This is a genomic window from Mesorhizobium sp. WSM4837 (assembly GCF_055811435.1).
On the sequence record NZ_JBVVQE010000026.1, the window covers coordinates 66,136 to 80,005 of the forward strand.

Here is a 13,870-nt window from a genome sequence, read left to right on the forward strand (position 1 = left end):
CAAAATAGTCCAAGTCATTGAAAAGGCCGGGTTTTTACCCGGCCTTTTTGCATCCCGGATTTGACGGGGAGTTACGCCGCGGCGGACCCTGCGGCTTCAGCCTCGTGCGAGCGGATGCCGATCATGTGGCAGATGGCGAAGACCAGATCGGCGCGGTTCATGGTGTAGAAATGAAAATCGCCGACGCCGCGCTCGACAAGGTCCAGCACCTGCTCGGCCGCCACCGCGGCCGCCACCAGCGCATGTGTCTGCGGGTCCGTCTGCAGCCCGTCGAAGCGCTCGGCCATCCACGCCGGCACCAGCGCGCCGCAGCGCGCCGAGAAATTGGCGACCTGGGTAAAATTGTGGACTGGCAATATGCCCGGCACGATCGGTATGTAGATGCCGGCCCGCCGCGCCCGCTCGACATAGCGCTCGTAGAGGTCGTTGTCGAAGAAGAACTGGGTGATCGCTCGCGTCGCGCCATTGTCGACCTTGCGCTTCAGCATATCGATGTCAGTGGCGAAATCCGGGCTCTCCGGATGCTTTTCCGGATAGGCCGAGACCGAGATGTCGAAATCGCCGACACCTTTCAGCGCCCCCACCAGTTCGGCGCCATTGGCATAGCCGTCCGGATGCGGACGGTAGGCGGCGCCGACGCCCTCGGCCGGATCGCCGCGCAGGGCGACGAAGCGGGTGACACCCATGTCGGCGAATTCCTGGATGACTTCATCGACCTCGTGACGCGCCGCATCGACGCACGTCATGTGCGCCGCCGGCGTCAGCGTCGTTTCGTTGAGGATGCGCTTGACCGTGCGCGCCGTGCGCTCGCGGGTCGAGCCGCCGGCGCCATAGGTGACGGAGACGAATTTCGGCTTGAGCGGCTGTAGCCGGGTAACTGTGTCCCACAGCCTTGCTTCCATCTCGTCGCTCTTCGGCGGGAAGAACTCGAACGAAACCCTGATCTTGTCGCCAATGTCAGGGCGGCGGGAAAAGCGGAACTGGTTCATCAGGCGGTTTCCCCTATCGGAAAGGCATTGGCCGGTTGTGCGTGGTTGGAAGGATCGGCGATCAGCATGCGCTGGTCACGGCCGAGCCACAGTTTTACGGTGAGCCTGGGTTCATTGCCGGCGCGCGGCTCGAATTCCTGGCGCTCTTCGAGGTCGAGCCCGGCCTCGGAAAACCACTCGGTGATCTGCCGGTCGGCAAAGCCGAGCCGCACATGCGCGTGGGCGTCGCGCAAAAATTCCAGCGAATGCGGAGCGAAATCCACGATCACCAGCCGGCCTGCCGGACGCAGCAGCCTTGCTGCCTCGCGGATGGCGCGAGCAGGATCGTCAAGATAGTGCAGCACCTGGTGGATGGTGACGAGATCGAAGGCGTCGCGCTCGACCGGCGGCGCAAAAATGTCGCCCTGGCGCACCTGCGCATTCGAGATGCCGGCCTTGTCGAGATTGGCGCGCGCCACCGTCAGCATCTCGCGCGACATGTCGATGCCGATGCCGCGCCGGTAGAGCGGCGAAAAGATCTCGAGCAGCCGCCCGGTGCCGGTGCCAAGGTCGAGCATCGACTGGAACGGCCGCTTGCCGACGAGCTTGAGCAACGCTGCCTCCACGGCGCGGTCCGGCACATGCAGCGAGCGGATGTGATCCCAGCTTGCGGCATTTGCGGAGAAATATTCGGCGGCGCGATCCTGCCGCTTGCGCTTGACCGCCGCCAACCGCTCGAGGTCACGCTCGACCTGCGGATCGGCACCCCGGATACCGGAGACCAGCCTGAGCACGAAGTCCCGCGCCGCATCCGAATCCGACAGCCGGAAGAAGGCCCAGGAGCCCTCCTGATAGCGGCCGATCAGCCCCGCCTCCAGTAAAAGCTTCAGGTGGCGGGAGACGCGCGGCTGCGACTGGCCGAGGATTTCGGTGAGATCGGAAACGGTGAGGTCGCCGCGCGACAGCAACGCCAGGATGCGCAATCGGCTGGATTCGGCCGCCGCCTTCAATGTATCTACCATGGTGTCGAGCGCGACATGCATGCGAGCATTCTCTTTGAAAAGATATAAACATATGTTTATGTCGATTTTGAAAGGCTTGCAAGCGCTATGTCGCTCCCGGACAAGAAAATGGCGCATGCGTGGCGGATCGCGCACAGCCGGAAGCAGGATCGGGGCAAAACCATGTTCGAAACGCGCAGCGGCGAAAAGCTACTTGAAACTGATCCCGCCGATATGGCGCCGGACGGCCACGTCGTCTTCATCGGCCGCATCGCCTCGCCCTGGACCTCGCGGGAAACTTGCCCCAAGAACATGAAAGCCGCGCGCGAAACCGGACAGCCGGCGGTTCTCACCATCGACCTGCCCTATCGCGAGGGTCTGCTCGGGCTTGCACGCGCCAGTCACGTCATCATCCTGTCCTGGCTGCACCACGCCCCGCGGACCCTGATTGTTCAGAAACCCCGCCATGCGGCTGAACCGACGGGCGTTTTTTCGCTGCGCTCCCCGGCCCGGCCGAACCCGGTCGGGTTGCATATCGCCAGGCTCGTCGCCCTCAACATCGAAACGGGTCGTATCGATGTCGATGCCATCGACCTGCTCGACGGCACGCCGGTGATCGACATCAAGCCTTATTTCGCTTCGACCGATGCCTTTGCCGACGCGACCATTGCCGGACGGGACGAGCCCGGACAGGTCATACCCGGACAGGTCGGGCGATGAACGCGCCGACCGGTCGCCGCCGCGCCATCGCCAAGGCGCTGACAGCGCTTTTGCCGCTGGCGCCCTATGCCGACATGGAGAAGATCCGCGCCGACGCCGGCGCGGTGCATATGAAGAGCTTGCCGCCGAGCATTGCCGTATGGCTGGCGACAATAGCCCATATCCGTCATGTGCACACCGACTACGAGAAACTGCTGGCCGAAGGCTACGATCGCGACTCGGCGCGTTTCTTCGTCATGGAACAGACCAACAGGGTGCTGACCCGTTGGCGCGCCACCCGTCTGCTACAGGATGAGGACGAGGAATAACCAGATACCCCGATGGCTCATCCGCAACCCCGGCCTGTGTCTTGTGCCAACCGCCGCAGCGCTCTATCGCGTTCGACGAAGACGACCTGACGGAGGACGTGATGAGCAACTTGATCGATCCGCACGCCAAACCACTGCCCTCGCTCTCCGCCCATCATATAGACCCGCACTCCCATCCCGATGGTGTTGCCTTCCTGGACGGGCAGTATCTGCCGATGTCGCAAGCCAAGATCTCGGTGCTGGATTGGGGCTTCCTGCATTCCGACGCCACCTACGACACAGTGCATGTCTGGGACGGTCGTTTCTTCCGCCTCGATCTGCATCTCGATCGCTTCTTCGGCGGGCTGGACAAGCTGCGCATGACGGTCCCGTTCGACCGCGATGGCGTGGCCGAAATCCTCCACAATTGCGTGGCGCTGTCGGGTCATCGCGCCGCTTATGTCGAGATGCTGTGCACGCGCGGCGCCTCGCCGACCTTCAGCCGCGACCCGCGCGACGCCGTCAACCGCTTCATGGCGTTCGCCGTTCCCTTCGGCTCGGTCGCCAACGCCGAGCAATTGCAGCGCGGCCTGCATGTGGCGATCAGCGACAAAGTGCGTATCCCACCAGCCTCGATCGACCCGAAAATCAAGAACTACCACTGGCTCGACCTGGTGCGAGGCCTCTACGACGCCTATGACCGCGGCGCCGAGACCGCACTGCTCCTCGATTTCAACGGCAATGTCGCGGAAGGCCCCGGCTTCAACGTCTTTTGCGTGGATGACGGCAAACTGTCGACGCCGGCTGTCGGCGTGCTGCCAGGTATCACCCGCCGCACCGTCTTCGATCTCTGCGCGGAGGCAGGGCTTGCCGTTGCCGCGGCCGATGTCAGCGTCGCTGCGCTGCGTCAGTCCGATGAGGTCTTCATCACCTCGACCGCCGGCGGCATCATGCCGGTAACGATGATCGACGGTGTTCCGGTCGCGGACCGCAAGGTCGGTGCGATTACCAGGCGCCTCATGGCGATCTATTGGCAAAAGCACCGAGATCCGACCTGGTGCAGCCCGGTGCACTATCCCTGACCATCCCTGGCCTCAGGCCCGGTAAATCCACTGCTCGGGCACACGCACCGAAATCTCCTCGCCGGCCGTGATGCGTCCTGGTTTTTCCACCCAGGCGACAAGGCCGCGCAACCGCTTTGCCGTCTTCGGGAACAACAGCGCGCCGGCTTCACGGTCGGCCATTCCGGCATTTTCGGCGACCGATCGCCCGGCGATGCGGCAAGGTCCGTTCTGCGCGTCGACCTTGACGGTGACGCCTCCTTTAAAGAACAGCAGCGTGCCGGACGGCAGCATCGAGAGATGCGGCAGGCCTTCGATCAACAGATTGGCGCCGATCCACTCCGGCTTGATCTCGGCGATGGCCATCCGCCCTGCCACGATCGCCAGCTCGTCCGCGGCCACGATCGACAGCTGCCGCTCGTTGCGCATCTCGGTGCCGCGTGGATACCAGGGCTCGCGCCCGCCGGAGCGCCGCGTCGCGCCGGCGTGGAAATCGCCGTCGATGCCGTCGAAGCCAAGACGCAATTCATCCACCGCGCGTGTCTCGAAATGATCCGATGGCGCGACGTAAAGCGCGGCCACCCGCGCGACAAGTTTCCGCGCCGGGATGATTTCGACCGGGTTTACCGTCTCGGGGAAGAGGTCCAGCATAGGCTTCGCTCCGTGCGTGATGCCAAGCAATTAGCCGCAGTGAGTTCATCAGGTCCAGCCTAAAGCACTGATGCTCCAGTCAAGCAGGCTGATGCGATTACACCGGCGCCTTCCAATGCCGGTGCCGTTCGCGCCAATCAGAGCATGCGCAACAGCGCCCCGCCGATCGAATAGCCGGCGCCGAAGGCGCAGAGCAGGCCATAGTCGCCGGCGTTCATGTCGGCGTGGTTTTCCGACAAGGCGACGACCGCACCGGCGCCGGCGGTGTTGCCGAGGCGCTCCAGCACCATCGGCGCGCGGTCATGGTCGACCTCGTGGCCGAACGACAGCTTCAGGATCATGGCGTTCATACGTGCATTGGCCTGATGCAGCCAGAAGCGCCGGATCGCTTGCGGCGTCAGCCCATGCTCGGCCAGGAACTCGACGATGAATTTGTGCCCGGCGACGGTGACTTCCTTGAACACCTTGTTGCCGACCTGATTGATCAGGTTGCCTTCCAGGTTGATCATATACGGATCGTCCTGGGCGGTGCGCGTGTAGTAGCCGAGATTGGTGCGGATGTTGTTGGACATCTGCGTCCAGGTCCGGGTGTCGAGCACCTCGAAACGTCCCGGCCGCTTGTCGCCCTGGGCAAGCCCCTCGACGACCATCGAGACCGAAGCATCGCCGAAGATGAAATGCGTCTGCCGGTCGCGGAAGTTGAGATGGCCGGTGATGATTTCGGGCGTCGTCACCAGCACGCGCCTGTGTGCGCCCGCCCGCACCAGATTGACCGCGATATGCAACGCCGCCGCCGCCGACGAACAGCCAAGGCCCATGTCGAAGCCGGCGCCCCTCGTGCCCATCGCCTGCTGCATCTCGATGGCGATCGCCGGATAGGGCCGCTGGTGATGCGAGGCCGAGCAGATCACCAGGTCGATATCAGGTGGCTCCAGGCCGGCATGGTCGAGCGCTTTCCTGGCCGATGCGATGCCGAACTCGGCTTCCAGCGACAGTGCGTCGTCCGGCCGCGCCGGAATGCGCGGCGCCATGCGGGTCGGGTCGAGAATGCCTTCCCGCTCGATCACATGGCGCGTCTGCACGCCCGAAGCATGGACGATGAAGGCGCTGTCCGACTTCTGCAGCAGCGTCTCGCCCGAAGCCTGGCGGCGGACATTCTCCATCTCGACCCAGGCATTGAAGCTGTCGACCAATTCCTCATTGGTGATCGAAGGCTCGGGGATTTCAACGCCGATGCCGCTGATGATGACGCGATGCATTTTCAGTTCGTCCCCATGCGCAGGCGCTACGGCTTGATGTGGGCGCCGCGAGAGTTCGGCGCAACATTATTCGCATCAAGCTAGTTTAAGCCGGCTTAAATCAAGGGCCTGAGGCACAAGACCACAACCTTGCGTGGCTGAAATACGCGTTATGGCGAATCAAGCGCAGCCAGGCAGTGCGTCTCGGTGTGGCCAATCGTTTCTAGGCAGCGCGCCGCGCGACGATGAAAAGGCGCGGGAAACGCAGCAGCACCTTGCCGTTCGCCGTCTTCGGATAGGCTTCGGTTATCCCAGCGGTGTAGCGCGTGAGAAAAAACCGTCGCTCGTTCTCGTCGAGCGGATCGAGGAACGGCTTCAGCCCCGTCGACTTCAGCCACTCGACGATTGCCCCGGCATCGGCCAGCGGATGATTGTAGGCGGTGTGCCATATGTCGAGCCGGTCGGAGAACGGCGACAAAAGATCGTAGTAGAACGACACTGGCGGCAGCGGCCCGCGCGCAGCACCCTCGAGCTTTTCGGCAAATGGCATTTCGGCCGCCGTCTCGCGCATCAGCCGGTGCGAGGGCTCGCCCATATTGTCGGGCATCTGCACGGCAAGCGCGCCGCCGGGCGCCAAAAATCCCATCAGCCGCTGGAAGATCGCCGGATGCTCGGGCAGCCACTGGAACACCGCATTGGCGAAGATCACGTCGACCGGCTCTTCGGGCTGCCACGCTGCCGCATCCGCCAGTTCGAAGGCCACATCCGGCAGACGCGCCCTCGCCTTCTCGATCATGTCAGCCGAGGTGTCCAAACCGCTGACCTGCGCGCCCGGCCAGCGCTCAACCAGCAATTCGGTCGAGTTGCCCGGCCCGCAGCCGAGATCGACCACCCGGCGTGGCGCCGCCACCGGCACCTGCGCGACGAGATCGCGCGCCGGACGCGTGCGCTCGTCCTCGAATTTGAGATATTGGGCGGCGGACCAGTCTGCCATTTCAGCTCCTCAGATCATTTGAGAATTCGCCGCCCTAAAAACCCCTATCGCGTCAACCTCTTGTACGTCATGCGGTGCGGGTTGACGGCATCGGGGCCGAGCCGGCGGATCTTGTCCTGCTCGTAATCCTCGAAATTGCCCTCGAACCACTCGACATGGCTGTCGCCTTCGAAGGCAAGGATGTGCGTCGCCAGCCGGTCGAGGAACATGCGGTCGTGCGAGATGATGACGGCGCAGCCGGCGAAGTTTTCCAGCGCGTCTTCGAGCGCCGCCAGCGTTTCGGTATCGAGGTCGTTGGTCGGTTCGTCGAGCAGGAGCACATTGCCGCCGGTCTTCAGCATCTTGGCCAGATGGACGCGGTTGCGCTGGCCGCCGGACAGATTGCCGACCTTCTGCTGCTGATCGCCGCCGCGGAAATTGAACGAGGCGCAATAGGCTCGGGTGTTGGCCTCGAACTTGCCGAGCTTGACCACTTCGGCGCCGCCCGAGATTTCTTCCCAGACGGTCTTGGTCGGGTCGAGCGCATCGCGGCTCTGGTCGACGTAACCGAGCTTGACCGTCTCGCCGACGCGGATCGTGCCGGCATCCGGCTTTTCCTGGCCGGTGATCATGCGGAACAGCGTCGTCTTGCCGGCGCCGTTCGGGCCGATGACGCCGACGATGCCGCCGGGCGGCAACTTGAATTCGAGGTCGTCGATCAGCAGCGTGTCGCCAAAGCCCTTCGACAGGTCCTCGACCTCGATCACCACATTGCCGAGCCGCTCGCCATGCGGAATGACGATCTGGGTGTCGCTCGGACGCCGCTTGTCGGCCGCATCCAGCAGATCCTGGAACGCCTGGATGCGCGCTTTCGACTTGGTCTGCCGTGCCTTCGGGCTGGACTGGATCCACTCGCGCTCGCGGCCGATCGCCCGCTGGCGCGCATCGTCCTCGCGGCCCTCCTGCTTGAGCCGCTTGGCCTTGGCTTCGAGATATTTGGTGTAGTTGCCCTCATAGGGAATGCCGCGGCCGCGGTCGAGCTCGAGGATCCAGCCGGTGACATTGTCGAGGAAGTAGCGATCGTGGGTGATGATCATCACCGCGCCGGGATAGGCGCGCAGATGCTTTTCCAGCCACGCCGTCGTCTCGGCGTCGAGATGGTTGGTCGGCTCGTCGAGCAGCAGAAGGTCGGGCTGACGCAGCAGCAGTTGGCACAGTGCCACGCGGCGGCGCTCGCCGCCCGACAGCTTGGTGACGTCGGCTTCCTTGGGCGGGCAGCCCAGCGCTTCCATCGCCATCTCGACCTGCTGTTCGAGATCCCACAGGTTGAGCCGGTCCATCTCGTCCTGGAGCTTGGCCGACTCGTCGGCCGTCTCGTCGGAATAGTTCATCATCAATTCGTTGTAGCGTTCGATGATCGCGGTCTTGGCGGCGACGCCTTCCATGACGTTCTCGAACACGGTCTTGCTCGCATCGAGCGCCGGCTCCTGCGCCAGGTAACCGACGGTGGCGCCTTCGGCCAGCCACGCCTCGCCGCTCCACTCCTTGTCGATGCCGGCCATGATCTTGAGGATGGTCGACTTGCCGGCGCCGTTCGGCCCGAGGATGCCGATCTTGGCGTCCGGGTAGAAGGAGAGGTGGATATTCTCGAGCACCTTCTTGGTGCCGTAGGCCTTGTTGAGGCCGGCCATGTGATAGATGAACTGGCGTGCCACGCGCGCTTTCCCTGAAAAGTCGACTGGAATGTCGGATTGAATGGAAGTTGCGCGCTATGTAGGCGATGCCGCGCCGAACGGCAAACTGTTTTGGCATTTCGAACCGGCCTTCGGGCAAAGACGGGCTCGGCGTGTCACTGGAACTCGATCGGATCGACGATGCCTTTCGGACAGCCGGCATTGTTCGTCGGCACTGAGGCCAGCAACAGCTCACTGAGCGAAGAGTTCGGACCGATCGGGCCGGTCAGGCCGAGCGTCAGTTCGCCGATCAGCCGCCTGCCGCTCGAAGGATCCTTCACGCAGGAGACGCGAACCCGCTCGCCGGCGCCGGGACCAAAGGCACTGTCGAAGGCGGCGCGGATCTGGCCAGAGGTCAGATCCCGGCCAATGTTTTGCGTGAAAAGATCACGCACCGGTGAAGCATTCGCCGCGCGCGTCAAGTTCAGCGCATCGGAAAAATACGCCTGCTGGCTCTTGCCGTAACAGGTGCCATGCTTGATCCATTCATGCCTGTCGAGAGCGGATGCGGTGCCTGGCATCACCCGATCGAGCTCCGACCGCGTGTTCGGCTCAAGCTCGACCGGCGGCAGCTCCTGCCAGCGCGCCGGATTGTCGTTCGCCTTGTCGGCCGCTGCCACCTGGCAATAGAAATTCCCTTTCGGCTGCGGCCACAGCCCATGCAAGGTGAAATGCGTCGCCTCAAGACCGGCCGCGGTCTGCGCCTTGCATTCGGTCTTGCCGGGCCTGGTTTCGCAAAACGCCGGCTGCCAGCTCAGCGCGAGGACATATTCGGGCTTTCGCGAAGCCGGCTCAGCAGGCTTCTCCTGGTCGGCCGGCACAGGTGCTGCCGGTTCCGTGGACGCGCTGCCGCCCGAAACATGGCCGCAATCGACCTTCACCCAGCGGCGCTCCGGATCGGCCCCGGGCACGCGGATCAGATAGTGCGTGGGAGCATCCTTGTTGCCAGCCAGCAGCTCGTAGCTCTGTCCCGCATCGGTCGCGATATTGCCGGGGTTCCTGCCGCTCCTGATGGCCTGGGTGGCTGGACAGGTGGCGTCGGCGACGAAAGAGCCGCTCATCATGACCTCGGCCCGCGCAGCACCCGTCAGCGACGCGGCGGCAAGCGCCGATCCAAAAACAAGACCTGTCAGCGTACGCATGGGTACTCTCCGGTTGAATAATGCTGGGCAACAGACTGCCGCCCTCTCTCGGTAGCAAGTTCTCCATGTCAGAATTGCGATACCCGCGTTGCGACGCAAGAACAGCGCTGCGAAACACCGCCGACGGATTGACGCAAAACCGGCGTCGGCGCACACAAACGTTCGCAGGCGTAAAAGACGCGTTGGAGACGAATCGATAATGTCATTCAGCCAGCAGCGCGTGCTGCAATCGCCGACCGGTGCGGCGCTCAACCTTTACGTGAAACGCGCCGAGGGCCGCCCGCGGGCGGTCGTCCAGATCAATCACGGACTGGCCGAACATGCGGCGCGCTATGTCCGCTTCGCTACCTTTCTGGGCGAGTGCGGCTTCCATGTCTATGCCCATGACCATCGCGGCCATGGCGCAACCAAGGCGCCAGACGCTCCGCTCGGCACATTCGCCAAAGCGGATGGCGGCGCAAAGGTCATCGCCGATGTCGCCGCCGTGCATGACCTGATCGCCGGCGACCATACCGGCCTGCCGGTCATCGTCTTCGGCCATTCCATGGGCGGCCTCATCGCGCTGAATTTCATGCTTCATCATTCGAACCGGCTGCACGCCGCCGCCATCTGGAACGCCAATTTATCGGCCGGGCTCGCCGGCCGTGCCGCGCAAATCATCCTGGCCTGGGAACAATTCCGGCTCGGCTCCGACATGCCGTCGCGCATGCTGCCGAGACTGACGTTCCAGGCCTGGGGCAAGGCCATCTCCAATTCCCGGACGCCGTTCGACTGGCTGTCGCGCGACGCGGCCGAAGTCGACAAATACATCGCCGATCCGCTGTGCGGCTGGGATGCCTCGGTGTCGATGTGGCAAGACCTGTTCGGCTTTGTCTTCGAAGGTGCCGACGACGCCAATTTTTCCGGCGTCCGCAAGACCCTGCCGATCTGCCTAGTCGGCGGCGAAAAGGATCCCGCCACCGACGGCGGCAAGGCGGTCAGCCGTCTCGCCGGGCGCCTGCACAGGATGGGATTTTCGGATCTCGTTTCAAAGGTTTACGCCGAGACCCGCCACGAAAGCCTGAACGAGGTGAATCGAAACGTCATCATGGACGATTTCGCCGCATGGGCCGACAGTGTGCTGAAACGAGATGATCGACATTGACAAGTTCGGGTTTGGCCCAGTGCAAGAACCGTGACAGCATCACGCGGGATTGATACACGCTGCGTTTCCGATCAATCACGGTGATCCATGACCGAGCCTCCGCTGAAAGGCATCCGCGTAATCGAACTCGCCCGCATCCTGGCCGGGCCGTGGGCGGGGCAATTGCTTGCCGATCTCGGCGCCGACGTGATCAAGGTCGAGAGCCCTGATGGCGGCGACGATACCCGCAAATGGGGTCCGCCCTTCGTCATGAGCCATGACGGCGAAAACCTCTCGGCCGCCTACTACCATTCCTGCAATCGCGGCAAGCGCTCCATAGCCATCGATTTCTCGACGCCCGAAGGCGCCGAGACAGTGCGCCGGCTGGCTGCGACATCGGACGTGCTGATCGAAAACTTCAAGCTCGGCGGGCTGAAGAAATACGGCCTCGACCATGACAGCTTGCGCAAAATCAACCCGCGGTTGATCTATTGCTCGATCACCGGCTTCGGCCAGGACGGGCCCTATGCGCCACGCGCCGGCTATGACTTCATCATCCAGGGCATGGCCGGCATGATGTCGATCACCGGCGAGGCTGGCCGCGAGCCGCAAAAGGCCGGTGTCGCCATTTCGGACATTTTCACCGGCCTCTATTCGGTGATCGCCATCCAGGCCGCACTTCGCCATGCCGAGAAGACCGGCGAGGGCCAGCATATCGACATGGCGCTCTACGACAGCCAGATCTCGGCGCTCGGCAACCAGAACCTCAACTATCTGGTCTCGGGAAAATCGCCGGTGCAGATGGGCAACGCGCATATGAACATCGCGCCCTACGAAGTGGTGCCGGTGAAGGACGGCCACATCATCCTTGCCATCGGCAATGACGGCCAGTTCGCCAAATTCTGCGCGGCCGTCGGGTTGGACGAGCTACCATCGAACCCCGATTTCGCCACCAATCCCGCCCGCGTCGCCAGCCGGGCCAAGCTGCGCGAGCATATAATCGAGGCGCTGAAAACCTTCGATCGCGATCCGCTGCTGGCCAGGCTGGAGGCGGCAGGCGTGCCTGCCAGCCCGATCAACACGATCGGCGAGATGTTCGCCGACCCGCAGACCATCGCGCGCGGCATGCGGCTCGACCTCGACGACGGCCATGGCAATCTGTTGCCCTCGGTGCGCGCGCCGATGGTCATGTCGGGCACGCCGCTGTTCTATGAACGGCCCTCGCCGCGTCTCGGCGAACACACCGAAGAAATCCTTGCCGAACTGGAGAGGTCAGGAAAATGAAGACCGGCGGACAACTGATTGTCGATGCGCTCGAAGCCAACGGAACGGACCGTATCTATTGCGTGCCCGGCGAATCCTACCTTGCGGTGCTCGACGCGCTGCACGACTCGCCGATCCGCACCATCGTCTGCCGCCAGGAGGGCGGTGCTGCGATGATGGCCGACTGCCATGGCCGCCTGACCGGCAAGCCAGGCATCTGCTTCGTCACCCGCGGCCCCGGCGCCACCAACGCCTCGGCCGGCATCCACATCGCCATGCAGGATTCGGTGCCCGTCATCCTGTTCATCGGCCAGGTCGCCAGCCACGCCAAGCAGCGCGAGGCTTTTCAAGAGGTCGACTACGTCAGGTTCTTCGGCGACATCGCCAAATGGGTCGTCGAGATCGACGACGCCGCGCGCATCCCCGAATTCGTCACCCGCGCCTTCGCGGTGGCGACATCCGGCCGTCCCGGCCCGGTCGTCATCTCGCTGCCGGAAGACATGCTGACCAGCCTTGCCGAGGCGCCGGCCGCCCTGCCCCACACGCCGGTCGAAACGCGGCCGGGCGAGGCCGAGCTCGATGCTCTGGAAAAGCTTCTCAACAAGGCAAAGCGCCCCTTCGTCATCCTCGGCGGCACACGCTGGGATGCGGAGGCCGTCGCGCGGATGCGGACGATCGCCGAAGCCTGGTCGCTGCCGGTCGGCTGTTCCTTCCGCCGCCAGATGCTGTTCGATCATCTCCACCCCAACTATGCCGGCGATGTCGGCATCGGCATCAACCCGAAGCTGGCGACCGCCATCAAGCAGGCCGACCTCGTGCTGCTGATCGGCGGCCGCATGGGCGAGATGCCGTCCTCCGACTACACGCTGCTCAAAAGCCCCTACCCCGACCAGTCGCTGGTCCATGTCCATGCCGACGCCGGCGAGCTCGGCCGCGTCTACCGGCCGACGCTGGCGATCAACGCCTCGCCGTCCGCCTTCGTCGAAGCCTTTGCCGGGCGCAAGCCGGCCGCCACGCCGGTCTGGGCGGATGAAACACCGAAGCTGCACGCCGCCTATCTCGACTGGTCGACACCGCCCGAAAGCGGCCCCGGCGCCGTCCAGATGGGGCCGATCATGAACTATCTCGAAAAAATGCTGCCCGACGACGCCATCCTCACCAACGGCGCCGGCAACTACGCCACCTGGGTGCACCGCTTCCACCGTTCCCGCCGTTTTGCCACGCAGGCAGCACCGACCTCCGGCTCGATGGGCTACGGCACGCCGGCAGCGGTCGCCGCCAAGGAACTGTTTCCCGAGCGCGACGTGATCGCCTTCGCCGGCGACGGCTGCTTCCTGATGAACGGCCAGGAATTCGCCACCGCCGTGCAGTACGATCTGCCGATCATCGTCGTCGTCGTCAACAATGGCATCTACGGCACCATCCGCATGCACCAAGAACGCGAATATCCCGGCCGCGTCGTCGCCACCGACCTGAAGAATCCCGACTTCGCGGCGCTCGCCCGCGCCTATGGCGGCCATGGCGAAACCGTCGAGAAGACGGCCGACTTCGCGCCAGCCTTCGAACGCGCGCGCGCCAGCGGCAAGCCGTCGATCGTCGAGATCAGGCTCGACCCCGAGGCGATCACGCCGACCCGGACGATGACCCAGATACGGGACAGGACCTGAGCGGCAGAGGCATAGACCGAATTTCTTCGCGGCGCTGTGCCGC

General features: G+C 63.9%; 13 protein-coding genes. 6 read left to right on the forward strand and 7 right to left on the reverse strand.

Annotated features, from left to right (window positions below; all coding sequences use genetic code 11):
• Positions 1-71 precede the first annotated feature (71 nt).
• Both metF and AC0L3D_RS17255 read right to left on the reverse strand, forming a co-directional pair.
• On the reverse strand, positions 72-989 hold the full coding sequence (metF, locus tag AC0L3D_RS17250) for a methylenetetrahydrofolate reductase [NAD(P)H] (RefSeq protein WP_128174212.1): 918 nt from the start codon (positions 987-989) through the stop codon (positions 72-74).
• On the reverse strand, positions 989-2,011 hold the full coding sequence (locus AC0L3D_RS17255) for an ArsR/SmtB family transcription factor (protein WP_473628218.1): 1,023 nt from the start codon (positions 2,009-2,011) through the stop codon (positions 989-991). The genes metF and AC0L3D_RS17255 overlap by 1 nt, the downstream gene beginning before the upstream one ends.
• Before the next feature lie 141 nt (positions 2,012-2,152).
• On the opposite strand from AC0L3D_RS17255, the gene tsaA reads away from it, so the two are divergent.
• The 3 genes from tsaA to AC0L3D_RS17270 all read left to right on the forward strand — a co-directional run bounded on the left by tsaA (position 2,153) and on the right by AC0L3D_RS17270 (position 4,058).
• Positions 2,153-2,689: a tRNA (N6-threonylcarbamoyladenosine(37)-N6)-methyltransferase TrmO gene (tsaA, locus tag AC0L3D_RS17260; RefSeq protein WP_287259757.1), complete on the forward strand. Its 537-nt coding sequence runs from the start codon at positions 2,153-2,155 to the stop codon at positions 2,687-2,689.
• On the forward strand, positions 2,686-2,997 hold the full coding sequence (locus AC0L3D_RS17265; protein ID WP_128167195.1) for a DUF2293 domain-containing protein: 312 nt from the start codon (positions 2,686-2,688) through the stop codon (positions 2,995-2,997). The genes tsaA and AC0L3D_RS17265 overlap by 4 nt, the downstream gene beginning before the upstream one ends.
• A gap of 101 nt (positions 2,998-3,098) precedes the next feature.
• Positions 3,099-4,058 carry an aminotransferase class IV gene (locus tag AC0L3D_RS17270; RefSeq protein WP_473645150.1) on the forward strand — a complete coding sequence of 320 codons (960 nt, stop codon included), beginning with the start codon at positions 3,099-3,101 and terminating at the stop codon, positions 4,056-4,058.
• 12 nt (positions 4,059-4,070) lie between these two features.
• On the opposite strand, the gene AC0L3D_RS17275 is transcribed toward AC0L3D_RS17270, so the two are convergent.
• The 5 genes from AC0L3D_RS17275 to AC0L3D_RS17295 form a co-directional block, all read right to left on the reverse strand.
• Positions 4,071-4,688 (reverse strand): MOSC domain-containing protein, encoded by a 618-nt coding sequence (locus AC0L3D_RS17275; RefSeq protein ID WP_287259754.1) that lies wholly within the window; start codon positions 4,686-4,688, stop codon positions 4,071-4,073.
• Positions 4,689-4,825: 137 nt separating this feature from the next.
• Positions 4,826-5,947: a beta-ketoacyl-ACP synthase III gene (locus AC0L3D_RS17280; protein ID WP_128167198.1), complete on the reverse strand. Its 1,122-nt coding sequence runs from the start codon at positions 5,945-5,947 to the stop codon at positions 4,826-4,828.
• A 202-nt stretch (positions 5,948-6,149) separates the two neighbouring features.
• A complete protein-coding gene (gene tam, locus AC0L3D_RS17285; RefSeq protein WP_287259753.1) occupies positions 6,150-6,920 on the reverse strand; it encodes a trans-aconitate 2-methyltransferase in 771 nt (256 codons plus the stop codon).
• Positions 6,921-6,964: 44 nt separating this feature from the next.
• Positions 6,965-8,614, reverse strand: coding sequence for an energy-dependent translational throttle protein EttA (gene ettA, locus AC0L3D_RS17290; RefSeq protein ID WP_027153822.1), 1,650 nt, complete (start codon positions 8,612-8,614; stop codon positions 6,965-6,967).
• Positions 8,615-8,748: 134 nt separating this feature from the next.
• Positions 8,749-9,774 (reverse strand): ribonuclease T2 family protein, encoded by a 1,026-nt coding sequence (locus tag AC0L3D_RS17295; RefSeq protein WP_473645152.1) that lies wholly within the window; start codon positions 9,772-9,774, stop codon positions 8,749-8,751.
• 199 nt (positions 9,775-9,973) lie between these two features.
• On the opposite strand from AC0L3D_RS17295, the gene AC0L3D_RS17300 reads away from it, so the two are divergent.
• The 3 genes from AC0L3D_RS17300 (at position 9,974) to AC0L3D_RS17310 (ending at position 13,827) form a co-directional block, all read left to right on the forward strand.
• Positions 9,974-10,918, forward strand: coding sequence for an alpha/beta fold hydrolase (locus AC0L3D_RS17300; protein WP_473645154.1), 945 nt, complete (start codon positions 9,974-9,976; stop codon positions 10,916-10,918).
• Positions 10,919-11,005: 87 nt separating this feature from the next.
• Complete coding sequence (locus AC0L3D_RS17305) at positions 11,006-12,181, forward strand: CaiB/BaiF CoA transferase family protein (protein ID WP_473645156.1); 1,176 nt, start codon at positions 11,006-11,008, stop codon at positions 12,179-12,181.
• On the forward strand, positions 12,178-13,827 hold the full coding sequence (locus tag AC0L3D_RS17310) for a thiamine pyrophosphate-binding protein (protein WP_473645158.1): 1,650 nt from the start codon (positions 12,178-12,180) through the stop codon (positions 13,825-13,827). Before AC0L3D_RS17305 ends, AC0L3D_RS17310 begins: the two co-directional genes overlap by 4 nt.
• The last annotated feature ends 43 nt before the right edge of the window (positions 13,828-13,870 follow it).

Coding starts and splice junctions, on each gene's coding strand:
- AC0L3D_RS17280 (WP_128167198.1), bottom strand. CDS start 5,947: ATGCATCGCGTCATCATCAGCGGCATCGGCGTTGAAATCCCCGAGCCT.
- AC0L3D_RS17305 (WP_473645156.1), top strand. CDS start 11,006: ATGACCGAGCCTCCGCTGAAAGGCATCCGCGTAATCGAACTCGCCCGC.
- AC0L3D_RS17310 (WP_473645158.1), top strand. CDS start 12,178: ATGAAGACCGGCGGACAACTGATTGTCGATGCGCTCGAAGCCAACGGA.
- AC0L3D_RS17255 (WP_473628218.1), bottom strand. CDS start 2,011: ATGCATGTCGCGCTCGACACCATGGTAGATACATTGAAGGCGGCGGCC.
- AC0L3D_RS17300 (WP_473645154.1), top strand. CDS start 9,974: ATGTCATTCAGCCAGCAGCGCGTGCTGCAATCGCCGACCGGTGCGGCG.
- AC0L3D_RS17295 (WP_473645152.1), bottom strand. CDS start 9,774: ATGCGTACGCTGACAGGTCTTGTTTTTGGATCGGCGCTTGCCGCCGCG.
- AC0L3D_RS17265 (WP_128167195.1), top strand. CDS start 2,686: ATGAACGCGCCGACCGGTCGCCGCCGCGCCATCGCCAAGGCGCTGACA.
- tsaA (WP_287259757.1), top strand. CDS start 2,153: ATGTTCGAAACGCGCAGCGGCGAAAAGCTACTTGAAACTGATCCCGCC.
- AC0L3D_RS17270 (WP_473645150.1), top strand. CDS start 3,099: ATGAGCAACTTGATCGATCCGCACGCCAAACCACTGCCCTCGCTCTCC.
- metF (WP_128174212.1), bottom strand. CDS start 989: ATGAACCAGTTCCGCTTTTCCCGCCGCCCTGACATTGGCGACAAGATC.
- tam (WP_287259753.1), bottom strand. CDS start 6,920: ATGGCAGACTGGTCCGCCGCCCAATATCTCAAATTCGAGGACGAGCGC.
- AC0L3D_RS17275 (WP_287259754.1), bottom strand. CDS start 4,688: ATGCTGGACCTCTTCCCCGAGACGGTAAACCCGGTCGAAATCATCCCG.